Here is a 21,265-nt window from a genome sequence, read left to right on the forward strand (position 1 = left end):
ATTGTTGGATGCTCGCCCGCCCCGCGGGCCGCACGCTCGGCCTGCTGCCCTGCCCCACCGTCTCCCCGTTCGCGTCCCCGACTGCCCACGTCTTGACGTTGCTTCGTTTCCGGCGCGACGCGGTGCGGCGTGCGGCCGGACCGTGCACTCAGCCGCCTTCGTACCTCACGGCGGTGCTGTCCGACGTCTCACTGGCGCCGCGCACCTTCATCCTGGCCGTGATCGGGCCTTGGAGAGGTCCCTTGACCCCCTTGATCTCTACGCCCACGACCTTCCCGGAGACGTCCTCCAGGTCCAGGTCGGCATTGACCCCCGAAGGTTCCCGCTGCTCGCCGACGAAGGTGATCCGACGGCCGTACACCCCCTCCAGGACCGTCCTCAACGTGTTGAGTTCGACCTCCAGGCGGTTGTCGTCGACGCTCAGGCGATCCGGGTGGCGCTCGTACGGTCCGAGCGCGCCCGCAAGCCTTTCCAGGTCGCCGGCGAACCGTTCGATCCGTTCCGGATCGGCTTCGAGCGGCCGGGGGTCACCGGACACGGAGTCCGGGACGGCGATCTCGACGGGGTCGACGGACGAATCGTCGTCGGAGCGGTGCCGACGGTCGAGCAGCCGGTTGAGATGACCGTAGAGGAAGTCGAAGGTCGGCCCCAATGCAGCTGCCCCGATGGCGGTGAGGGTAAAGGCGTCGGACACGATCGGTCCTCGTTTCACGTCGCCGGGGCGTCGGAAACGCCCCGGCCTGGGATGAAAGCGCGCAGAGCACGACAGTACCCACTTGCGGCCCGAACAAGGCGGGTTCGACCAATCTGTGACGTTGCATCAGGGATGCCGCACGATCCTCGCGGGTTCGGCAGCGGCGCGTTCGTGAGCCGCCGGCCGCCGGCCGCCGGTCTGGCGAGGGGTGTCGTTGTCAGTGGTGCGATGCAGGATCGGCGGGTCAGCTCTGTGGGAGTGGGGAAGCGCCATGCCGATCACCGACCAGCAGGTAGCGCGTCACGAGTTCCTGCGGCAGATGTACGACGACGCGTACTTCCCTGATCGCGTGGTCGACCGGGGGAAGGCGATCCTGCTGCGGCTGTGCGAGCGCATCGAGGCCGAACGGCCCGCGGACGTGCAGAGCTTGTACGCACTCACCCAAGCTGCGACGGAGGAGTTCAATCTGCTGGACAGAGAATTCGTTGCGGCCGGGAGTGGGATCGAGACGGTCGCGCGGGAGTGGATCTGTGACGAGTTCTGCTTCGTCGCGTCGGCTTATGGATTCACGGACGCGGATGCCGAGGGGCTGACCGCGGGCCGGGACTGGTGAACAAGGACGGGGGAGCCCCTGCTGGTCGGAGCCACTCGTTCCGTCAGGGCCGACGTCGCCGCGCCACCCTCGGAAGCCGCCGCCCGGGCGTCGCCGCCTGCAGCGCCGGAATGTCCGGCAGCCGCACCGCAGCCTCCCTGGGCGTCCCGGGGGTTGGGTCGCCACCTGATCCGGATCCCAGGTCCTGCGCCCGGGCACCCGCCCGCGCGACGCCGCACGGCCCGCGGGCGTGTCGGCGACGACCGGACGGCTGTGCACGTCGATGCCGACCCGCACGGTCGTGGACGGCAACCAGCAGGGCCCGCCGACCATCACCAGGACTGGTCCTGCCCCGCTCCCGGCAGCGCCTGCCGCGTCGCTGCCCCGCACGCTGCGGGGCGTGAGGTGTGATCCGCCCTCGGCCGCCCCCGCGGTCTTCGCCTTCGTGGTGATGGCCCCGGCCCATACGGGCGGGGCCATTGCCCTGCCCTGAGCTCTCACCCGTTCCCGCTGCGGCCGCCCGCGCTGCGGCGTGCTCGCGTACCGGGTGGGCGTCCTCAAAAATACCCCCGGGGGTACCCGTGCTACGCTCGAGATATACCCCCGGGGGTAAATTCAGGAGCAGTGGAAAGGAGCGACAGCGTGTTCTTCATCGACACCATCGAGACCGAAGGCCTCGGAAACCGCAGCTACCTGGCCGGTGGCGCCACGACCGCGGTGGCGGTCGATCCGCCCCGTGACATCGACCGGGTCCTCGCGGCGGCGGCGCTGCGCGGGGTGCGGATCTCCCACGTGGTGGAGACCCACGTCCACAACGACTACGTCACCGGCGGCCTGGACCTGGCCCGGCTGACCGGCGCCGCCTACCTCGTACCGGCCGGTGCCCGGGTCTCGTTCGCCCGCATCCCGGTGGCCGACGGCGACACGGTGGACATCGACGAAGGCGTCGCGCTGCGGGCGCTGGCCACTCCGGGGCACACCCCCCACCACACCTCCTACGTCCTGCTGGAGGAGGGCGGCCGGGCCGCTGCCGTCTTCACCGGCGGGTCGCTGCTGATCGGCTCGGTGGGGCGCCCCGACCTGGTCGAGCCGAGGCTGACCGAGGAGCTGGCGCGCGCCCAGCACGCCTCCGCCCGCCGCCTGGCCGCCCTGCTCCCCGACGAGACGCCGGTGCTGCCCACGCACGGGTTCGGCAGCTTCTGTTCCTCCTCCCAGGCGGAGGGCGACGCCACCACCATCGGCAAGGAGAAGGCCGTCAACGACGCCCTGCTCAGGGACGTCGACTCCTTCGTCGCCGGTCTGCTGGCCGGTCTGGAGGACGTGCCCGCCTACTACGCACGCATGGGCCCGGTCAACGCCGCCGGTCCCGCCCCGGTGGACCTCGGCGCACCGCCCCTGACCGACGCCGCCGACATCGCCGATCGGCTGGCCGCCGGGGAATGGGTCGTCGACCTGCGCAACCGGATCGCGTTCGCCGAAGGGCACGTCGCCGGTTCCTTCAACTTCGAGGCCGACGGGAAGATCGCCACCTACCTGGCCTGGATGATCCCCTCGGGCAAGCCCGTCACCCTGCTCGCCGAATCGCCCGCCCAGCTCGCCGCCGCCCAGCGTGAACTGGTGCGCGTCGGCATCGACCGGCCCGCCGCCGCGGCCACCGGCTCACCCCGCGACTGGCTTGCCGACGGCCAGGCCCCCCGTTCCTTCCGTCGCGCGACCTTCGCCGACCTCGCCGCGCAGCCGACCGGACCCGGCACGGTGGTCCTGGACGTGCGCCGCGATTCCGAGCGGGCCGGGGGTCACATCACCGGATCCGTGCACGTCCCCGTCCACGAGCTGCACCGGCGCCTGGCCGACGTGCCGCCCGGGACGGTGTGGGTGCACTGCGCGGGCGGGATGCGCGCGGGCATCGCGGCCTCCGTCCTGGACGCGGCCGGACGTGACGTCGTCGCCGTGGACGACTCCTTCGACGCCGCGACCGCAGCCGGCCTGCCCCTCACCGGCAGCCGCTGAGCCCCGTCGCCCGCACCCCGACCCCCACCCGACCTCGTACCGGAAGGAAGCCGGATGTTCCTCTTCCGTCGCGGCCCCGCCCGCGTCACTGTCCGCGTCACCCCCGCCCAGGCTCACCAGCGCACCGCCGGAGCCGCCCGCACCGATGCCCATGCCCCTGCCGATGGCGCCCGGGGCGACGCCGTGCTCCTCGACGTACGCGAACAGGCCGAGTGGAACGCCGGACACGCCCCCGGCGCCGTCCACGCCCCGCTCTCCCGCCTGCTCGACGGCGCCGCCCTGCCGGTGGCCGCGCAGGACCGGCCGCTGGTGGTGATATGCCGATCAGGGCACCGCTCCCGGAAGGCCGTCAGGCTCCTGACCGGCCGTGGAGCCGAAGCCGTCGACGTGGAGGGCGGCATGAACGCCTGGGCGGCGGCCGGACTGCCGGTCCTCGTGGACGGCGGAAGCCCCGGTCGTACGGCGTGAGCACGCTCGTCCTCGCTCTCGTCGCCGGGGCCGTCGTCGGACTGGCCCTCGGAGCGCTCGGTGGCGGCGGCAGCGTCCTGACCGTTCCCGCCCTGATCTACCTCCTCGGCTTCACCCCGGCCGCCGCCGCCACCGCGTCCCTGATCATCGTCACCGTCACCTCCGCCACCGCGCTCCACACCCACGCCACCTCGGGTGACGTGCGCTGGAAGAGCGGAGCCCTGTTCGCCGTCGCCGGCATCGCACCGGCCGCGGCAGCCGCCACCCTGTCCAGCCGGGTGCCCGCCCCGGTGCTCACCGCGGCGTTCGCCTCCGTCGCGGCCCTGGCCGCGCTCGCCCTGTTCAGGACCCCGTCCCAGGACCGGGAGTCCGAAGCCGTCCGGCCCGCGCGGGCGGCGGGAGCGGGCGCCGGGCTCGGCGCGGTCACCGGCTTCCTCGGCGTGGGCGGCGGCTTCCTCGCCGTGCCCGCCCTCGTCACCGCCCTGGGGCTGCGGATGCGTCCCGCCGTCGGCACCAGCCTCCTCGTCATCACCGTGAACTCCCTCGCGGCGCTGGCCGCCCGAGCCGGCACGCACGCGCCGCTGCACTGGGCCGTCATCGCGCCCTTCACCGGCGCGGCGATCCTGGCGGCCCGGGACGGCAGACGCCTGGCCGCCAAGGTCTCCGGCCGCAGCCTCCAGCGGACCTTCGCCGTCGTCCTGCTGGCCGTCGCCGCCTTCATGCTCACCGACGCCCTGCACTGACCGTGACCACGACCGGGACCACTCCGGACCGCCGGCACCGCTCCGCGATCCCCTCCCCACAAGGAAGAAGCACAGCACCATGTCGAACCCCCGCAGCCCCCGCAGCCCCCGCGCCCTCGATGTCCACCAGGCCCACGCACGCCTGCACGAACTGATCGTCCTCGACGTACGCACCCCCGCCGAATACGCGGGCGGACACCTTCCCGGCGCCCTCAACCTCCCCCTCGACCGCCTCACCCGCGCCCTGCCCGACCTCCGCGGGGCCGCCGAGCGCGGCGACGTCCTCGTCGTCTGCGCCTCCGGCAACCGTTCCGCGAAGGCCTGCGGAACCCTCGCCGAGCACGGCGTCACCGCCGCCACCCTCACCGGAGGCACCACGGCCTGGACGGACGGCGGCCACCCCCTCCACCACCCGGAGGACTTCGCCGCGGGCCGCACCTGGGGCATGGAACGCCAGGTCCGCTTCACCGCGGGCGCCGTCGTCCTGACCGGCCTGACCCTCGGCCGCCTACGCCCCGCCTTCCGCCTGGCTTCCGCGGGCGTCGCCGGCGGCCTGGTCTTCTCCGCCCTCACCGACACCTGCGGAATGGCGGCCCTCCTCGCGAGGCTTCCGCACAACAGGCCGCGCCGCGGCGCCCTCGAAACGACCCTCGCCGCCCTCCGCGCGGGCTGACCCGGCCGCAGCAGATACCCCCTGGGGTACCATAGGGGGAGAACGAGAGGCCAGGAGGCACCGGTGAAGGTCGACGACGACGCAGTGAACGCAGTCCTCAACCGCCTGCGACGCGCCCAAGGACAGCTCGCCGGTGTCATCGCGATGATCGAGGCCGGACGCGACTGCAAGGACGTCGTCACCCAGCTCGCCGCCGTCTCCAAGGCCCTCGACCGGGCCGGCTTCAAGATCGTGGCCAGCGGTATGCGCCAGTGCATGGCCAACGCCGACGAGAACCAGGCCCCCATGACGGAGGAAGAGCTCGAGAAGCTGTTCCTGGCCCTCGCCTGAGGTTCTGCGCCGCCCCTGACGCGTACGGGATCTTCCTGCCCATCGAGCCGTGACGGGCCGGAGGGGCCGGCGGGGCGGGAGAGGCCGGCCCCGAGGTGCCCCGATCCCGGGCAGTGGGCACCGTGTGATGATGGGCGTCCACTCCGGGGAGGCGATCGTGCTGGGCAGAGGTGTGCGACGAGCCGTGGGCGTACTGGCTGCGGTCGGCATGCTGCTGCTCCTCGGCCCCGCGGCGCCGGGCGACGCCGCTCCCCGTCCCGAACTGCTGCCGGCGGGCGCCGCCGAGGCCATCGTCCCGGACCGGGTCGGCACGTGGAACATCTGCAACCCGTGCGGCAGCGGCAACAACTTCGGGCGGGCGACGGAGATCGCCACGTACGCGCCCCAGGTCGTCGCGCTGCAGGAGGCGTGCGTACGGGACGTCGAGCGGATCCGCGCCTACCTGGAAGAGGTGTACGGGCTGGTCTACCGGGTGGAGTACGGGTCCGTCCTGCGGAACTGGAACCGCTGCGGGGGCCTGCCGTGGCGGCCGGGCGGCTACGGCCAGGCGATCCTCTCGGCCGCGCCGATGACGGACCGCGTGAGCGCCGAATACCCCGACGGCGGGAGCGAGGACCGCGGCTACCTGGCCGTGACCACGCTGGTGGGCGGCCGGCCCGTCCGCGTCTTCAACACCCACCTCGCCGAGCGCCGGCAGGCCGAGGTGCGGGCGGCCCAGGTGCGGGTGCTCGCCGCCGAAGTCGCCCGCCACGACCGTGCGATCGTCCTCGGCGACTTCAACGCCGTGCCGGACGCGCCCGAGCTCGCCCCGATGTGGGCCCTGGCCGCGGACACGGATCCCGACTGCCGCCCCGCGCCCGCCGGTTCCGCCGCGGAGCAGGACGACGGCGACGGCCGGAACGGCCGGGGCGGCGCGGGCGGCTGTGCGGTGACCACGGACTGGAGCCGCAAGTTCGACTACGTGTTCCTGCGCGAGGTCACCGGCCGCACCTTCCACGTCCGCCCCAGCCCGTATTCGGACCACCACCTGCTGTACGCCGACCTGGACCGAGGCCGGTGGCCGGCCCGCTGACGCGCGGCCGGGCGACGGGTGCGTCAGCCCCCGCCTCCGCCCACACCGCCGGTCGAGCCCCCGTACCCCACGCCCGACCCGCGCGACTCGACGCGGCGCTCGACGACCAGGTCCACCTGGACGTCGGTCGGGGCGAGCGTCTGCTGCAGCTGTCGGTGCAGGGCGGCGGTGTCGGTCGTCGGCGGGAGGAGGGGAACGGGCCGGACGGTGCGGCCGTTCCACAGGAGCACCTTGAGGTTGATCTTCACGGAGACGGGCTTGCGCCCGGCCGTGGCGGACTCCGTGACGGAGTGGTCGATCCAGATCTGCCGGAGGCCGATGAGCGGTATCGGCGGGTCCGTACGGGGGCCGCGTACGACGGTCATGGCGGTGGGGGAGGCCGCGGGGGAGAACCGTAACCGGGTCACGTTCCGGACGCCCCGGTAGAAGATCGCGAACGTGTTGACCAGGAGCCCCAGGGCGGCGGCGAGGTCCGAACGGTCGATCCGGACACGGTTCATGACACGACGTTAGGGCCGGGTCGCCGGTCGGGGAAGAGCGTGCGGACGCCGTGCACGGCGCATCAGCCGGCCCCTCGCTCACCCCGCGCCGGGCAGGGGCGTGTCAGGGGGCGGGCGGTGTGCCGCCGTCCGCGTCGGGGGGAAGCAGGTCCTTGGCCCGGCGTTCCATCAGGACCGGCAGGTAGGTCCGTACGCGCGCGTACCTAAGCTCCTCGTACGCCGTGAGCACCGTGCTCTGCACGACCGCGGCGTCCAGCCGCGGGTACGCCTCCATCAACCGTGCGGCCACCTGGCGGATGGCCTGGACGTCCTCCGATTCCGCCGTCATGCGTTCCCCGCAGTTCCCTCAGGATCGCCGTCCCCTCCAGTCTCACGGAGCGGAATTCAACGGGGAAGTCGATCTTCGGCCCCTGACCCTGCCGCTCGCGGGTGCCGAGGCGTACCGGTGGCCGTCCCGACGGGGCCGTTCCCTTGCGCCATGCGGGTGGCGTGCGCCCTGGTGGCACGTCCGCGGCGGGCGCGGTCGCGCAGCCCCCGCGAGCCGTCGGCCGACCGGCCGAGGCATCCGACCGTCGTGCCGGCGGCGCCTGGCGAAGCCCGTGCCTCAGTCGGCGTACCGAACGCACGGCGCTCACCGGCAGGCACCATGAAGACCGTTGGTCGAGAAAGCCGTTCCTGGCGGCAGGGCCGTGTAGGAGCCACCGGGCGCCGGCAAACACCGGCAACACCGGGGAGCGGCCGACCCGTCGGAGGTTCTGGGCGGGGCCTGAGGGAGTTTCGTCCGTTCGGGGAGAATCGGGCGATGGCGATCACCGTGGTGCCCTACTCCGCTGACTGGCCCGCCCGCTTCGAGCGGCTCGCGGGCACCCTGCGCGCCGCCCTGCACGGGGTGCCCGGCGCGGTGGTGGAGCACGTCGGGTCCACCGCCGTGCCCGGGCTCGCGGCCAAGCCCGTCCTCGACGTGGACGTGATCGTGTCGGGCCGGGACGTCCCGGGGGCCGTGGCGGCGCTGGCGGCCGTCGGCTACGTCCACCGCGGGGACCTGGGCGTCGCCGGCCGCGAGGCGTTCCGCGCGCCGGACGAGGACCCGGCCCGGCACGTGTACGTGTGCACCCGGGGCACCCTGAACGTCCGCAACCACCTCGCCGTCCGGGACGTGCTGCGACGGCGGCCCGATCTCCGTGAGGAGTACGGCGCCGTCAAGCTGGCGCTCGCCGCCGATCCGCGGAGGGACGTCGCGGCGTACCTGGCGGGCAAGACCGCGGTCCTGCAGAAGGTCCTGGCCGCCGCGACCGGTGAGTTCACCGAGGAGGAACTCCTCCGGATCAGGCGGTTGAACGACCCCGAGGGGTGAGCCGCGACCTGCGGAAAACCTGTTGGACGGGACGGACCGCTGATGCGACTGTCTGTTCGTGATCATGACCAGATCTTCTTCCACGACCGTTGCCCTGCCCGACGGCCTCGTCCTGCGCCGGGCGACGCCGGCCGATCTCGACCGGATCGGCACGCTCCTGTCCGAGCGTGGTGACTCGGACGACTCCATCGACCACCGGCTCGTCGTCTCCGACCCCGACGCCGGATGGTCCTCCTGCGCCGTGGTCGTCGACGGCGACCGCGTGGTGTCCACCGCGACGCTCCTCGACGAGGAGGTGTCCATCGGGGGAGTCCGGCTGCCCGCCGGACAGGTGGAACTCGTCGCCACCGCCCGCGAGTACGAGGGCCGCGGGCTCGTACGGGCGCTCATGAACTGGGCCCACGAGGAGTCCGCCGCCCGGGGTCACGTCATCCAGGCGATGATCGGAATCCCGTACTTCTACCGGCTGTTCGGCTACGAGTACGCCATCGACATACCGCAGGCGCTGAACGTGAAGGCCCTGCCGGTCGGCACCGGAACGGCGACGCTCCGGGCCGCGCGGCCCTCGGACATCCCCGCCATGGCCGCGCTGCAGGCCTCGGCCCAGAGCGGGTTCGACGTGACGATGCCGCATTCGGCGGCGTGCTGGCGGTGGCTGCTGGAGCACGAGTCCAGCAACCTCCATGTCCTCGAGGACGGCGGCACGATCACCGCGACCGCGCGCACCACGCCTCCCGGTGAGGAGATGCTGCTGGCCGAGGCGGCGGCGCGCGACGAGGCGGCGGCACGGGACCTCCTGCGGGGCGTCGGCGCCCTGGCGGGCGGGGAGGACCTCCAGGTCGTCCACCGGGCGGGCACCGTGACGGGCAACGCCTGGCAGGAGTTCGTCGAGCACGAACCGCGCGGGAACGCGGAGCAGTACTACCTCCGCATCCCCGACGTCCCCGTGCTGCTGGACCGGCTGCGTCCGGTGTTCCTGCAGCGCCTCACCGCCGCGGGCATCGACCGTACCGGCCGTGACCTCGTCATCTCGACCTTCGGCGCGCACCATCGGATTCCGGTTCTCGCCGACGGGCTCGGTGAGGTCGTCACCGGTGGCGCGGTGCAGTCTCCGGGCTCCGTGGGAGGCGCCGGGGTGGCGCCCGACCAGCTGGCCGCCCTGCTGTTCGGCCCGCACGGCATGGAGGGCCTGACCCGGTTCCGCCCCGACGTCTACGCCGCGGACGAGGAGCTGTTCCACACGCTGTTCCCGCCGCTCACCGCGGACGTGCTCAGCTTCTACCTGCCGTACTGACGATCCGGGCCGGCCGATCCGATCCGATCCGGGGCCGGGAGTCACGGGGGAACGATGTGGAGGGGGAGGTCCTGCCCAGGGCCTCCCCCTCCGCCGTCGGACGGGTGGGGGCTTCCGTCCGGCTGTGACCGGGCCCCGGCGGTGCCGGGTCGTCCGGTGGGTTACGCGGTGCCCTCCCGGCCGTCGCGGACGACGAACTCGCCCGCTCCGGTGGTGCCCGTCGCGGTGCGCCGGAGGGTGAGCGCCACCGCACCGGAGCCGCCCTCCGCCACGTGCGACTCGGTGATGCGGAACGTGGACGGGACGGCACCGTCGGCGAACAGCCGCTTGCCGGCTCCGACGACGACCGGGAACTGGATCAGCCGGTACACGTCCACCAGTCCGGCGTCGTGCAGGGTGCGGACGAGCTGCCAGCTCCCGTGCACCTGGAGCTCGCCGCCCGGCTGCTCCTTGAGCCGGCGCACCTGCTCGACGATGTCGTCGCCGCGGAGCACCGCGGTCTTGCCCCACGCCGCGTCGGTGTCGGAGAGGGTGTTGCTGACGACGTACTTCTGCCAGGTGTTGAGGGCCGTGGCCACGACGTTGTCGGGCTCGGTCACCTGCGACCAGTACGTGCGCATCATCTCGAAGGTGGTCCGCCCCAGGAGGATGGCGTCGGCCCGGCCGAACCACGTCCCGACCGGGTCGAGCTGCCCCTCGGTGCTGTGCGGGACGAGCCAGCCGCCGCGGTCGAAGCCGCCCGCCCGGTCCTCCTCGAGTCCTCCCGGGCCCTGCATGACGCCGTCAAGGCTGACGAAGGTGTGAACACTGAGTTCCATGTGTCTCTTTCCGTGGTCGAGCGGCGGGTCGGCCGCTGTCGTGGTGGTTCGACCCGTAGACAGGCGGGCGGCCCGAAACGTGACACCTTCCGTGGTGTTCCGGGCCGCGGGTGTCCGTCAGCCGGTCTTGCCCATGAGCTCCACGAGGCCCGAGAAGCTCTCCGCGGCGCCGCCGGCGTCCATGCCGCGGCGGAACAGGGCGGCGACGGCGGCCGGCAGGACGGTGTCGACGCCCGCGTCGGCGTGGGTGTGCAGGACGTGTTCGACACTGGCCGTGCCCATGGCGAGGCGGTCGACGTCGCCGTCGTGCTTGCCGGCGTCGATGCGGTCGGCGTAGAAGGTGAAGAAGCCCGGCAGGGAGTTCGCCGTGTCGACGGCGTGCTCGAGGATGTCGGAGGCGGTCAGGCCGTTGGCGCGGGCCAGGGCGGTCGCCTGCCAGTAGCTCAGCATGGACGTCCAGAACATCGTCATGCCGATCTGGTAGAAGAGCGCGGCCAGTCCGGGGTCCTCGCCGCGGTAGTCGGTGGTGCCGGTGATCGCTTCGAGCGCCTGCCGGTGGCGGTCGAAGACCTCGCGCGGACCGCTGTAGAAGGTGGCCGACTCGGGACGGCCGATGCCGGAGGGCGGGACGGTGACGCCGCCGGTGAGCTGAACCGCACCCCGCTCGGCCGCCCAGCGCGCGGCCTTGCGGGCCTCTTCGGGGGTGTCCGAGCTGAGGTTGACCAGGACCCGGCCGGCGAGGGCGGCCTCGGCGGGGCCGAGCAGGTCGTACATCGCCGCGTAGTCCGTGAGGCTCAGGACGACGAGCTCGTTGGCGGCGAGGGCCTCCTCGACGCTCGGCGCGAGCCGGGCGCCGCGTGCCACGAGCGCGTCGGCGCGGGACGCGGTGCGGTTCCAGAGCGTGACGTCGTACCCGCGCTCCAGGAGGGCGGCCGCCATGGCCTGTCCCATGGGGCCGAGGCCGATGACGGTGAGACCCGTCCGCGCGTCGGTGGCGTGGGCGGTGGTGGTGGCGGTACCGGTGGTGTGGTTGCTGCTCATGGTGGGATCCCCCAGTGCTAGAACGAGCGCTCTATTTAGCGCGTGAGAGGAAAGTAGCACACTCTAGAACGAGCGCTCTATCCAATTTCCGTACGAGGGTGGCGTGTACGGGTCGCGTGCGGGGGAGCCGTCAGGTGGCAGGACTGCCCGACGGCTTCAGGTGCGCGGCGGTTCGGGGTCCGTCGCCAGGCGGGCGTGGAGTTCGACGTCGTACCTGACGCCGTCGTACGCGAGCTTCGCGCGCTGCAGGCCCTCCACCGCGAAGCCCGCGGCGTGGGCGACCCGGCAGGAGCCGGGGTTGTTCACCCGGTGTCCCAGCTCGAGCCGGAACAGCCCGGCCTCCCGGAACGCCCAGTCGGCCAGGGCGGCGCAGGCCCGGGAGGCGACGCCGCGACCTCTTGCCGCTCCCGTCGTCCAGTACGACACCCAGCCGACGGAGTGCCGCCGGTCCACCGGGCCGACCGACACGTTGCCGAGCACCCGGTCGTCGCCGTCGACCACCGCGAAGGCGAAGGCCGTTCCCGCCTCCCACTGCGTCGCGCGCTCCTCGACCCAGCGGCGGGCGGCCTCCACCGAAGCGACCGGCTCGGGCCACGGAATTTCCGCCGCCACCGGCCTACTCGGTTGCGTGCGAAGCCGGGGTCCGGTCCGTCGCGCGCCGCCGTGACCGGAGAGAATGCCGCCACGGACCGCAAGCTGAAGAAGGAATTCGAGCGCAAGCGCAGGATCCTCAACGACATGGAGGACGCCGCGCACGACGCGAGCGGCGGCCTCTACAGCATCACGCTCGACGCGCCGCCCTTCCCGCACACCGCCCTCGGCATGGCCGTCGGAGAGCTCCGGGCGACACCGATGCAGGCGGTGGTGAGCATGCAGGAGCACGCGCGTGAGCTCGGGGCCGACGGCGTGCTCGGTGTGGCGATATGCGCCGACCCCCAAGGCCTCGGGATGGGCACGTCGGCACTCACCCCGCGGTTCGTGGCCTACGGAACCGCCGTCCAGTGGGCCCGGTCGGACTGACGGAAGGTCACCACAGCTCCGGCCGAATGCTGATGCCCGGATCCTGCCGCAACGTTGCGCCGACCTCGGGGGAGTGGGGGTCTTCGGTGCGCCGCGAGCGGCAGAGGGCGTGGCCTTCGTGCCGCCGGGCGGAAGTGCACGTGGGGGCACGCGAGGTCGATGCCCGTCGCCGACGGCGCGTCACCTGGTCGCGGCCTCGGGGCGGCTCACCTCGGGGTCGGCGGGTGGGCCGGGAGGCGTAGGGCCAGGCCGTCGAGCACGGTCTCGAGGCCGTAGGCGAACTTGGCGTCGCGCACGGTCGCCGGATCCCGGACCTCGGCCGTGGCTGTCGCGTAGGCCTCGGCCAGGACGTCGTGGGCCTGGGCGGCCTCCTGCGCGGCGGGCATGAGGCGGGCGATGAAGGCGGCCTCCGTCTCGCCGGACCGGGCCACCGTGGTCAACCACGCCGTCTCGGTCGTGCTCATCCCCACCACGTACGCGAACAGGGTGTCGATCGCGCGGTCGGGTTCTTCGAAGCCCGCATCGATGAACAGCGCGGCCAGCCGGCTGGAGTAGGACATCAGGTTCGGCCCGAGGTAGGCCAGACCGGCCTGGCCCAAAACCGAGGACAGCCAGGGGTGCCGCAGAGCCGTCGCGCGGAACGAGGACGCTGCCCCGGCGGCCGCCGTCCGCCAGTCCGCCGAGGAGGCGGCCGGCACATCGACCTCCGCGACGACCTCGTCCACGGCCAGTTCCATCAGCTCGTCCTTGGTGGCGACGTGCCGGTACAGCGAGGTCGCCCCGGCATTCAGCCGGGCGGCCAGCTTGCGCATGCTCAGGGCCTCGATGCCGTCGGCGTCCAGCATCACGACGGCCTCCCGGACGATCGTGGCCCGGGAGAGTGCGGGCTGTTCGCTCTGGCGCTCCCGGCGGGTCCACACCGAGGGGATCGGCTGGGGATTCGTCTCGTGGACCATCGGCTCGCTCCTTCTGCGTACGTCGTGCGCGCCCAGCGTACAGAGTTCTCTGCTTGCGCACACTGTACGCATCGGCGTACGGTGTGCGCATCGATCGGAACAGTGTGCGCACGAGAGGAACGCTGTGCGCACGGGAGGGGGAGAGTCCATGGGAGCCACAACCGCAGACAGGCCCGGGGGCGGCGGCGTCGGAGTCGGGAGCCGCGAACCGCGGCGCTGGTGGATCCTGATCGTGCTGTGCCTCAGCACGCTGGTCCTGGTGGTCGACAGCATGGCGCTGACCGTCGCCGTGCCGGCCATGACCGAGGACCTCGGGGCGAGCCCCCAGCAGATCCAGTGGATCCTCGACTCCTACGTGCTGGTCTTCGCCGGCCTGCTGCTGACCTCGGGAAGCCTCGGCGACCGGTTCGGCCGCCGGAAGGTGATGATCGTCGGGCTGCTGCTGTTCGGGGCGGCGTCCCTGGCCGCGGTGTTCTGCACCAGCCCCGGCGAGGTCATAGCCGCCCGGACGGCCATGGGTGTCGGTGGCGCGCTGATCATGCCGTCCACGCTGTCCATCCTGATCACGGTCTTCGACGAGGAGGAGCGTCCGAAGGCGATGGCGGCCTGGGGCTCGGTGTCGATGCTCGGCCTGGTCGGCAGCCCGATCCTGGGCGGTGTGCTGATCGACCACTTCTCCTGGCACTCGATCTTCTTCATCAACGTCCCGGTGGTCGTCCTGGCCGTGGCGGCCGGTCTGCTGCTGATGCCCGAGTCCAGGGCCCCGTGGCAGAAGCCCGACCCGCTGGGAGCGGTCCTCTCCGCCCTTGGCATGACCGCCCTCGTCTGGTGGATCATCGAGATCCCGCAGCACGGGGCCTTCGAAGGCCGCGGGCTGGTCACCCTCGCCGTCGCGGTCGTCTCCCTCGTCGGCTTCGTGGTCTGGCAGAACACCACCGCCGCGCCGATGGTCCCGCTGGTCCTCTTCAAGCACCGCGACTTCACCGGTGGTTCGATCTCGCTGGCCCTGGTCCAGATCGGCAACGGCGGCCTGCTGCTGGTCCTCACCCAGTACCTGCAGTCGGTGCTCGGGTACTCCCCGGTCAAGGCGGGCCTGGCCTTCACCCCGCTGGCCGTGGCCGCGTTGATCGGCAACGGCGTCGGAGCCAAACTCGCCGTCACGGCCGGCCACCGGCGGCTCATCCTCGCCGGCATGCTCCTCATGGCGGCCTCCTTCGGCCTGCTGACCACCGTCGGCGCCGACAGCGGATTCACGCTCCCGGCCGTCGCCCTCGGTGTGCTCGGCCTCGGCGCGGGCCTGGCGATGCCGGCCGCGGTGGGTGCCCTGATGGGGACCATCCCGGCCGACAAGGCGGGCGTGGGCTCCGCCCTCAACGACACCATCCAGCAGGCCGGGACGGCCCTCGGCATCGCCATCCTCGGGTCGCTGCTCACCAGCACCTTCGCGCGGGAGATGCCGGCCGGCTCCTCCGATCAGGCCAGGCAGTCGATCGGCGGTGCGCTCGCCGCCGCCCAGGGGGACGCGGGGCTGGTCCGGGCGGCCAAGGACGCCTTCACCGCCGCGATGTCCACCACGCTCACCTTCTCCGCGATCGGTGTCCTGACGGCCGCCGTGCTCGCCGTGGTCGTCATGCGCGGGGGCGGGGCCGGCGCCCCGGCCGGGAGCGGCACGACCCCGGACGCCCGGCTCACGCCGGCCGGCTGACGCGGTCCCGCGTCACGGCGCGGAGGGGGCCGGCACCCACGGGGGTGCCGGCCCCCTCCGCGCGCCCGTTCCGTCCTCCCCGCGCCCTCCCCGCGCCGCTAGGCGTGGCAGCGCGGCCGGACGAGGACGGTCTCGCCGGGCAGCGCGGCGAGGTACACCTCACTGCGGGTCGTGGGGACACGGCCCGGGGTCGCAGGAGGCGTGCAGGGCCGTGCCGTCGCTCTCGCGCCACCAGCCGTCCGGGGTGAGGACGTCCGTGTCCCGCCCGTAGGGGTCGGTGCGTTCCCGGACGTAGTCCTCCCGGTCGCCGTCGTAGCCGATGACCGGATGTTCGGCGGGGCGGGGAACCCCAGCCGGCCGTAGGCGGCGAACAGGGCGTCGCCCCAGCGGTCGTCGGGGAAGGCGTCGGGGTCGTTCGTCCAGCGCTCGACGAAGTCGTGCAGCGGTACGTGCGGGGGATGTACGGCGGCCAGCCGGTGCCAGAGGTCCCAGGAGGCCGCGGCGGCGCGCCGGGACGCGGCGAGCGGGTCGGAGAAGTCGAGCAGGGCGCGCGGTCCGCCGGCGCAGATCCCGAAGACGCTCGGGCAGGGCGTGCCGTCGTACCAGGGATCGTCGTGCAGGAGCCTCGGATCGTGCTCGTGCTCGTGTTCGTGCCCGGCGGCGACGGCGAACCCCACGCCGTCACTGCCGTCCCTGATCCGCCGGGAGTCCCACATGCCGCGGTCGGGCGGGTTGTCGGACGTGTCGGTGAAGAACGGAGCGAGGGCCCGCTCCAGTGCCCCCTCGTCGACATCGGCGGCCGCCTCGGGCGGCAGACACACCGTGACCCACAGTCCGGCCATGGAACCCCTCCGGAGTACGCACGGTGGGAGGCGGACCGGATTCGAACCGGCGTCATCCCCTCCTGACAAGAGGGCGCGTCGACCACTGCGCTACCGCCCCCCACCGCGGTGAGCCCACCCTATGCGCCGCCGGCCTGACCACCCAGCGGATACTCCCGGGCAGCGGCCCGGCCGGTGCGCGGGGACGGGCAGAATGCGGCGGATGGACTCTGTGGCAGTGTGGCTGGCCGCGAGCGGGTGGTACCCCGTGGGGATCGCGGCGACGGCGCTCGGGGTGTCGGCACGTCTGTACGCGGTGGTGAGGCGGGCCCTTTCGCTTCCCGGCGGCCGCACCCAACCGTTCGGCCCCGCCGAGGTGTTCGCCGTGGTGCTGCCGGTACCGGCCGCGCTGCCTCTGCTGTACGCGCCCGTGCTCTACGGCTGGACGGCGGGCACGCCGGTGCTCCTGGGGCCGACGGGTACGGGCGTGGCCTGGGTGCTCGCCGTCGCCGCGGCGACGGGCATCTTCGCTGCGGGTGCCCGCAGCCGCGGCTGAGGACGGACGGCCGCGCGGTGTCAGAACGCGTACACCGGGCTGCCGTTCAGCGCCCTGGACATCGCGCACGGGTTGGGGAAGGTGTGCTTCCATGCGACGCGCCGACCGTGCAGGACGCCGTCGGCGGTGACCGTGACGGGGTCGAAGTGCTTCGTGCAGGCGCGTGACCGGTTCGGTGTCGCCAGGAGGCGGTCGAGTTCGCCGTCGGTGGCGTTGAGGGCGTCGCACGCGGCCCGCGGGGCGGGGTGGGTGCCCTCGGCGGTGTAGGCGCAGCTGAGGGTGGCCGCGCGCAGGATCGTGTCCGTGGGCACTCCGGAGCCCTGCGCGATGGTGAGGACCATCGCGGACGGGCCGTGCGCACCGGAGGTGGGCTGGGCTTCCGCGACACCCGTGGTGCCTGCAAGGCAGAGGAGGCTGAGCGCGGATGCGGCAATGATGTGGTGGCGCATGACAGATTTCGCCTTCGATTCAGGATTGACTGCGGTTCGATGCCTCTGATCTGTTGCTCAACTGCAGACGAGCCTGGCAGTTCCCGGCGCGGGTCGCCAAACGGGTGGTCGGTTTCCGGACGGTGGATTCGGATACCGGACGCGCCGGGGGTGTTCGCGCAGTTGGCACGGCGCGTCAGGGGCTGCCGGACGGCTCGTGGGCGGCGGGGTGCCGCCCCGTCGGCCTCCGCCTCTGCCTGGTCACGGCGGTGGCTCCGGTGCCGAATCGCCCCCAGGGTGGCGGGATGAGCGCGGTCCGTCGCGCACGGCGGGAAGGTGAGCCGTCCTCAGGCCCTTCCGGTCGACCGTGAGCGGAGGGAACCGCTCCGCAGGCGCGGTGGTCTGGAGGGGCATGGGCGTTCTGATCTTGTTCTTCGGCCTGTTCCTGCTGGCAGGCTGGGCCGTGGCCCTCGGCTGGTTCGGGTACGCCTCCTCCGTGCTGTGGCGCGTCCGCACACAGCCATGGGTGCGTACGGACGGGCACCCCTGTGCCCGGCTGCTGTTGCCGACCCCCGCGTACCTGCGCTTCGACAAGGCGCTCGCCGTGGCCGCGCTCCTGGCCGACCTGTGGCTGCTGTCGGGGATCGTCCTGTTCGGTACCGAGGGCATCTTCACCGAGGACTGGATGGGGTACCCCGGCATGATGGACCCCGCGGGGCAGGGGTACCAGGCGGAAGCGGTGGACACCCTGCGCACGACGGCCTGGTGGAGCGCCTCCGTCGCCGTCCTCGGGCGGTGCTGGACCACGGCCTTCGTCCAGCTGACGGTCCTGCCGTTGTCGGCGCTGTGGGTCGCCTCGTTCGACACCTACTACAACTGACGGCCTCCCGCGCCCGACGCCCTGACTTTCCGACACATGCCCGGCGTGCGACCGGAGTTGCCCTCCGCAGGGTTGCCCTCCGCAACGCCATCGTGTCCCGATCTCCGCCAGAGCCTGACCTTCCGCCTGCCGTTGCCCTATCGAGACGCGTTCGCAACACCTTCGTCGGTTCCGACTCCCCCTCCCGAACGTCACATTCGCAGACACCGATCGTCCGAAGGGGGACACCATGACGTTGCGCACGCCCGGTCGCGAACCCGGCCGTGATTCCGGCAGCGGCAGCAGCCGCCGCAGTTGCAGCCGCCGGCCGACGAGACCCGCCCTGCTCGCCGTACTCGCCGCCGCCGCGGTGCTGGTCTCCGGGTGCAGCTCCGCCGACGGCGGCCACGACCGCAGCAGCGGCACCTCCCAGGAGTCCGGCCGACGGGCTCCCGGCGGCAACTCCGCCCCGGCGCCCGCCCAGAGCGCGCCCGGCGCCGCCGACCGGGCCGACGGGTCACCGCAGGGCGAGGACGACGGACGCCGCACCGCGGCGCCGCCCGCCGACTACCTCTCCACCTTCGCCCTCGACGTCGACACCGCGAGCTGGGGCTACTCCCGCCGGACCCTGGCCGACGGCAAACTGCCCGACCCCGCGACCGTCCGCCCCGAGGAGTTCGTCAACAGCTTCCGCCAGGACTACCCCCGGCCCGACGGCAACGGCTTCTCCGTCACCGTGGACGGCGCCCGCACCGACGCCGCGGACTGGTCCCTGCTGCGCGTCGGCCTCGCCACCCGGGCCGGCCTCGGCCAGGACCGGCGCCCGCCCGCCGCCCTCACCTTCGTCGTGGACATCTCCGGCTCGATGGCCGAGCCCGGACGCCTCGACCTGGTCCGCAGCTCCCTGGGCCTGATGACCGACCGGCTGCGCGACGACGACTCCGTCGCCATCGTGGCCTTCAGCCAGACGGCCGAGACCCGGCTGCCCATGACCCGCCTGGGCGACAACCGCAAGCGGGTGCACCAGGTCGTCGACCGGCTGCGCCCCACCGACTCCACCAACGTGGAGGCGGGCATCACCCGGGGATACGACACCGCTGTCGAGGGCCGCCGGGCCGGCGCCACCAACCGCGTCGTCCTGCTGTCCGACGCCCTCGCCAACACCGGCACCACCTCCGCCGACGCGCTGCTGCAGCGGATCGACGGCGCCCGGCGCGACCACGGCATCACCCTCTTCGGGGTCGGCGTGGGCAGCGACTACAACGACGCCTTCATGGAACGGCTGGTCGACAAGGGCGACGGGCACACCGTGTACGTCTCCGACGCGGAGGAGGCCCGCAGGGTCTTCTGCGACGAGCTGCCCGCACAGGTCGAACTGCGGGCCCGGGACGCCAAGGCGCAGGTCTCCTTCGACCCCCACAACGTCGAACGCTTCCGGCTGATCGGATACGACAACCGGCGCGTCGCCGACGACGCCTTCCGCGACGACTCCGTGGACGGCGGCGAGGTGGGCCCGGGCCACACGGTGACCGCGCTCTACGCCGTGCGGCTGCGGCCGGGCGCGTCGGGGCACGTGGCCACCGCCACCGTCCGGTGGCTCGACCCCGAGGGACGGGCCCCACACGAGGAGTCCGGCCGGGTGGAGGCCTCCGCGCTGACCGGCGGCGGCTGGGACCAGGCGGAGCCCCGCTTCCAGGTCGCCGCGGCCGCCGCGTACCTGGCGTCGTCCCTGCGGGAACGCGGAGGCGGCTGGGAGCCGGTTCCGGGCGCGGTGGGCCTCGGCCGGCTGTCGGAGCTCACCGACCGGCTGGCCGAACGGACCGAGGACCCCGAGGTCCGTGAGCTCTCGGAGGCGGTGCGCCAGGCCCGCCGGCTGCTCGGCTGACCGGTCGCGCGCGCCCCCGCCCCCGGACCCCTTGGCGGGGGCGCGGGGGCGGGGGCGCCGAGCAGGCGGTCAGCCCGCCTCGGGCGCCGTGCGGGCCCGTACCTCCTCCGGGGTGAGGTAGTGAGCGGTGTACTCGAAGTCCCGGAGCGTCCCCGACTTGTACGTCTGGAAACCGGTCCGTACGAAGTCGTCGCCGGCCACGGCGTTCAGCAGCCAGTTCGTCATGACGCGGGTCTTCGCGGCGCCGGTGCGCAGCGCCGCCCAGTGGTAGCCGCGGGCCACGGCCTGGGCGGGCATACCGCGCAGGTCGATGCCCAGCGGCCGGGAGACGCCGTCGCGGCCGCCGAGGTCCACGACCAGGCCGAGGTCCTTGTGGACGTACCGGCGCAGCGGTGTGCCCCGCAGCGCGGCGACCACGTTGTCGGCGGCGACCGAACCCTGGCGCGCCGCGTGCTGCGCGGTCGGCGGGCACACCGCGCCGTCGCCGACGGCGAGGTCGGGCACGGCGGCCGCGTCGCCGAGGGCGAGCACGCCGTCGGCCCCCGGCACCCGCAGGTCCGGAGTGACGACGAGCCGGCCGCTCTTCGCCGTCTCGGCGCCGAGCGTGGCGACGAGCGGGCTCGCGGTGACGCCGGCCGTCCACACGAGGGTGCGGCAGGGCAGGACCCGGCCGTCCGTGAGGGTGACCTCCTCGGCGCCCGCCTTGGCGACGGAGACGCCGAGGGAGACCTCGATGCCGCGCCGGCGCAGCACGTCGAGCGCGGCCCGGCCCAGCCGGTCGCCGAGCTCGGGCATCAGCTTCGGGGCCACGTCCACGAGGTGCCAGGTGATCTCGCGGCGTTCCAGCCGGGGGTAGCGTGCGACGGCGTTCGCGGTGAGCCGTTCCAGCGAGGCCGCGGTCTCGGTGCCCGCGTAACCGCCGCCGACCACGACGAACCCGAGCCGCGAGGCCCGCTCGGCCGATCCCGGCGCGGCGGCGTCGGCCAGGTCGAGCTGGGCGATCACGTGGTCGCGCAGGTGGGCCGCCTCTGCCAGCGTCTTCATGCCGCGGCCGTGCTCCGTCAGGCCGGGGATGTCGAAGGTGCGGGTCACGCTGCCCGGTGCGAGCACCAGGTGGTCGTACGGCTGGTCCACCAGCTCACCGGTGATCTTCCGGATGACGCAGACCTTGGCCCGGGTGTCGACGCCCACGGCCCCGCCGGGCACGATCCGGGTCCGGTGGCGGCGGCTGCGGCGCAGCGACACCGCCACGGACTGGGGTGTGAGCACCCCGGAGGCCACCTGCGGCAGCAGGGGCAGGTACAGCTGGTAGGAGAACGGAGTGACCAGCAGGATCTCCGCCTCCCCGGGTGACAGCGTCCGCTCCAGGCGGCGTACGCAGGCGACGCCGGCGAAGCCCGCGCCGACGACGACGATCCTCGGTCGCGCCATGGTGTCCGTCCCTTC

25 protein-coding genes and 1 tRNA gene are annotated in these 21,265 nt (G+C 73.2%); 15 read left to right on the forward strand and 11 right to left on the reverse strand.

Annotation, left to right across the window (positions count from 1 at the left end):
• Positions 1–148: 148 nt before the first annotated feature.
• On the reverse strand, positions 149–694 hold the full coding sequence (locus ACPU2J_RS33380) for a hypothetical protein (RefSeq protein WP_423834733.1): 546 nt from the start codon (positions 692–694) through the stop codon (positions 149–151).
• Positions 695–965: 271 nt separating this feature from the next.
• Between ACPU2J_RS33380 and ACPU2J_RS33385 the strand changes: the two genes are divergently transcribed.
• The 8 genes from ACPU2J_RS33385 to ACPU2J_RS33420 all read left to right on the forward strand — a co-directional run bounded on the left by ACPU2J_RS33385 (position 966) and on the right by ACPU2J_RS33420 (position 6,582).
• Entirely contained in the window at positions 966–1,307 is a 342-nt protein-coding gene (locus ACPU2J_RS33385; protein ID WP_420078301.1) for a DUF5713 family protein, read from the forward strand.
• Between the two features lie 229 nt (positions 1,308–1,536).
• Positions 1,537–1,779, forward strand: a complete 243-nt coding sequence (locus ACPU2J_RS33390; protein ID WP_423834734.1) for a hypothetical protein — start codon at positions 1,537–1,539, stop codon at positions 1,777–1,779.
• 149 nt (positions 1,780–1,928) lie between these two features.
• Positions 1,929–3,296, forward strand: coding sequence for a rhodanese-like domain-containing protein (locus ACPU2J_RS33395; protein ID WP_423834735.1), 1,368 nt, complete (start codon positions 1,929–1,931; stop codon positions 3,294–3,296).
• Between the two features lie 54 nt (positions 3,297–3,350).
• Positions 3,351–3,764 (forward strand): rhodanese-like domain-containing protein, encoded by a 414-nt coding sequence (locus tag ACPU2J_RS33400; RefSeq protein ID WP_420078298.1) that lies wholly within the window; start codon positions 3,351–3,353, stop codon positions 3,762–3,764.
• Entirely contained in the window at positions 3,761–4,507 is a 747-nt protein-coding gene (locus ACPU2J_RS33405) for a sulfite exporter TauE/SafE family protein (protein ID WP_423834736.1), read from the forward strand. Before ACPU2J_RS33400 ends, ACPU2J_RS33405 begins: the two co-directional genes overlap by 4 nt.
• A 79-nt stretch (positions 4,508–4,586) precedes the next feature.
• Complete coding sequence (locus ACPU2J_RS33410; RefSeq protein ID WP_423834737.1) at positions 4,587–5,180, forward strand: rhodanese-like domain-containing protein; 594 nt, start codon at positions 4,587–4,589, stop codon at positions 5,178–5,180.
• Positions 5,181–5,243: 63 nt separating this feature from the next.
• Entirely contained in the window at positions 5,244–5,510 is a 267-nt protein-coding gene (locus ACPU2J_RS33415; protein ID WP_365075569.1) for a metal-sensitive transcriptional regulator, read from the forward strand.
• Positions 5,511–5,640: 130 nt separating this feature from the next.
• Complete coding sequence (locus ACPU2J_RS33420) at positions 5,641–6,582, forward strand: endonuclease/exonuclease/phosphatase family protein (RefSeq protein WP_423834738.1); 942 nt, start codon at positions 5,641–5,643, stop codon at positions 6,580–6,582.
• A gap of 23 nt (positions 6,583–6,605) precedes the next feature.
• On the opposite strand, the gene ACPU2J_RS33425 is transcribed toward ACPU2J_RS33420, so the two are convergent.
• Both ACPU2J_RS33425 and ACPU2J_RS33430 read right to left on the reverse strand, forming a co-directional pair.
• Positions 6,606–7,082: a hypothetical protein gene (locus ACPU2J_RS33425; RefSeq protein WP_423834739.1), complete on the reverse strand. Its 477-nt coding sequence runs from the start codon at positions 7,080–7,082 to the stop codon at positions 6,606–6,608.
• Between the two features lie 103 nt (positions 7,083–7,185).
• Complete coding sequence (locus tag ACPU2J_RS33430; protein ID WP_420078293.1) at positions 7,186–7,410, reverse strand: three-helix bundle dimerization domain-containing protein; 225 nt, start codon at positions 7,408–7,410, stop codon at positions 7,186–7,188.
• Positions 7,411–7,884: 474 nt separating this feature from the next.
• On the opposite strand from ACPU2J_RS33430, the gene ACPU2J_RS33435 reads away from it, so the two are divergent.
• Both ACPU2J_RS33435 and ACPU2J_RS33440 read left to right on the forward strand, forming a co-directional pair.
• On the forward strand, positions 7,885–8,436 hold the full coding sequence (locus ACPU2J_RS33435; RefSeq protein WP_423834740.1) for a GrpB family protein: 552 nt from the start codon (positions 7,885–7,887) through the stop codon (positions 8,434–8,436).
• Between the two features lie 64 nt (positions 8,437–8,500).
• On the forward strand, positions 8,501–9,730 hold the full coding sequence (locus tag ACPU2J_RS33440; protein ID WP_420078291.1) for a GNAT family N-acetyltransferase: 1,230 nt from the start codon (positions 8,501–8,503) through the stop codon (positions 9,728–9,730).
• 161 nt (positions 9,731–9,891) lie between these two features.
• On the opposite strand, the gene ACPU2J_RS33445 is transcribed toward ACPU2J_RS33440, so the two are convergent.
• From ACPU2J_RS33445 to ACPU2J_RS33455, 3 genes are all read right to left on the reverse strand, one after another.
• Positions 9,892–10,548 carry a dihydrofolate reductase family protein gene (locus ACPU2J_RS33445; RefSeq protein ID WP_361603430.1) on the reverse strand — a complete coding sequence of 219 codons (657 nt, stop codon included), beginning with the start codon at positions 10,546–10,548 and terminating at the stop codon, positions 9,892–9,894.
• Between the two features lie 117 nt (positions 10,549–10,665).
• Positions 10,666–11,499: an NAD(P)-dependent oxidoreductase gene (locus ACPU2J_RS33450; protein WP_365076032.1), complete on the reverse strand. Its 834-nt coding sequence runs from the start codon at positions 11,497–11,499 to the stop codon at positions 10,666–10,668.
• 246 nt (positions 11,500–11,745) lie between these two features.
• Positions 11,746–12,201, reverse strand: coding sequence for a GNAT family N-acetyltransferase (locus ACPU2J_RS33455; protein WP_423834741.1), 456 nt, complete (start codon positions 12,199–12,201; stop codon positions 11,746–11,748).
• Positions 12,202–12,252: 51 nt separating this feature from the next.
• Between ACPU2J_RS33455 and ACPU2J_RS33460 the strand changes: the two genes are divergently transcribed.
• Complete coding sequence (locus ACPU2J_RS33460; protein WP_423834742.1) at positions 12,253–12,609, forward strand: heavy metal-binding domain-containing protein; 357 nt, start codon at positions 12,253–12,255, stop codon at positions 12,607–12,609.
• 206 nt (positions 12,610–12,815) lie between these two features.
• Here ACPU2J_RS33460 and ACPU2J_RS33465 read toward each other — a convergent pair whose 3' ends face one another.
• Positions 12,816–13,565 (reverse strand): TetR/AcrR family transcriptional regulator C-terminal domain-containing protein, encoded by a 750-nt coding sequence (locus ACPU2J_RS33465; RefSeq protein WP_420078287.1) that lies wholly within the window; start codon positions 13,563–13,565, stop codon positions 12,816–12,818.
• 148 nt (positions 13,566–13,713) lie between these two features.
• Between ACPU2J_RS33465 and ACPU2J_RS33470 the strand changes: the two genes are divergently transcribed.
• Positions 13,714–15,270, forward strand: coding sequence for an MFS transporter (locus tag ACPU2J_RS33470; protein ID WP_420078286.1), 1,557 nt, complete (start codon positions 13,714–13,716; stop codon positions 15,268–15,270).
• Positions 15,271–15,368: 98 nt separating this feature from the next.
• Here the strand turns inward: ACPU2J_RS33470 and ACPU2J_RS33475 are convergent, their stop codons facing one another.
• Together ACPU2J_RS33475 and ACPU2J_RS33480 are read right to left on the reverse strand one after the other, a co-directional pair.
• Complete coding sequence (locus tag ACPU2J_RS33475) at positions 15,369–16,112, reverse strand: hypothetical protein (RefSeq protein WP_423834743.1); 744 nt, start codon at positions 16,110–16,112, stop codon at positions 15,369–15,371.
• Positions 16,113–16,138: 26 nt separating this feature from the next.
• Positions 16,139–16,212 (reverse strand) — tRNA-Asp (locus tag ACPU2J_RS33480).
• A gap of 102 nt (positions 16,213–16,314) precedes the next feature.
• Between ACPU2J_RS33480 and ACPU2J_RS33485 the strand changes: the two genes are divergently transcribed.
• The gene (locus ACPU2J_RS33485) at positions 16,315–16,647 is read left to right on the forward strand and encodes a hypothetical protein (RefSeq protein WP_423834744.1); all 333 of its coding nucleotides are present in this window, start codon (positions 16,315–16,317) and stop codon (positions 16,645–16,647) included.
• 20 nt (positions 16,648–16,667) lie between these two features.
• Here the strand turns inward: ACPU2J_RS33485 and ACPU2J_RS33490 are convergent, their stop codons facing one another.
• Positions 16,668–17,096, reverse strand: a complete 429-nt coding sequence (locus ACPU2J_RS33490; protein WP_420078283.1) for a subtilase-type protease inhibitor — start codon at positions 17,094–17,096, stop codon at positions 16,668–16,670.
• Between the two features lie 391 nt (positions 17,097–17,487).
• Here ACPU2J_RS33490 and ACPU2J_RS33495 point away from each other — a divergent pair, with 391 nt between their 5' ends.
• Positions 17,488–17,955, forward strand: coding sequence for a hypothetical protein (locus ACPU2J_RS33495; protein WP_423834745.1), 468 nt, complete (start codon positions 17,488–17,490; stop codon positions 17,953–17,955).
• A gap of 229 nt (positions 17,956–18,184) precedes the next feature.
• On the forward strand, positions 18,185–19,819 hold the full coding sequence (locus ACPU2J_RS33500; RefSeq protein WP_423834746.1) for a vWA domain-containing protein: 1,635 nt from the start codon (positions 18,185–18,187) through the stop codon (positions 19,817–19,819).
• A gap of 69 nt (positions 19,820–19,888) precedes the next feature.
• On the opposite strand, the gene ACPU2J_RS33505 is transcribed toward ACPU2J_RS33500, so the two are convergent.
• Positions 19,889–21,250, reverse strand: a complete 1,362-nt coding sequence (locus ACPU2J_RS33505) for an NAD(P)/FAD-dependent oxidoreductase (RefSeq protein ID WP_420078280.1) — start codon at positions 21,248–21,250, stop codon at positions 19,889–19,891.
• Positions 21,251–21,265: the final 15 nt, after the last annotated feature.

The organism is Streptomyces manipurensis, from assembly GCF_049570255.1.
Lineage (GTDB): Bacteria > Actinomycetota > Actinomycetes > Streptomycetales > Streptomycetaceae > Streptomyces > Streptomyces manipurensis.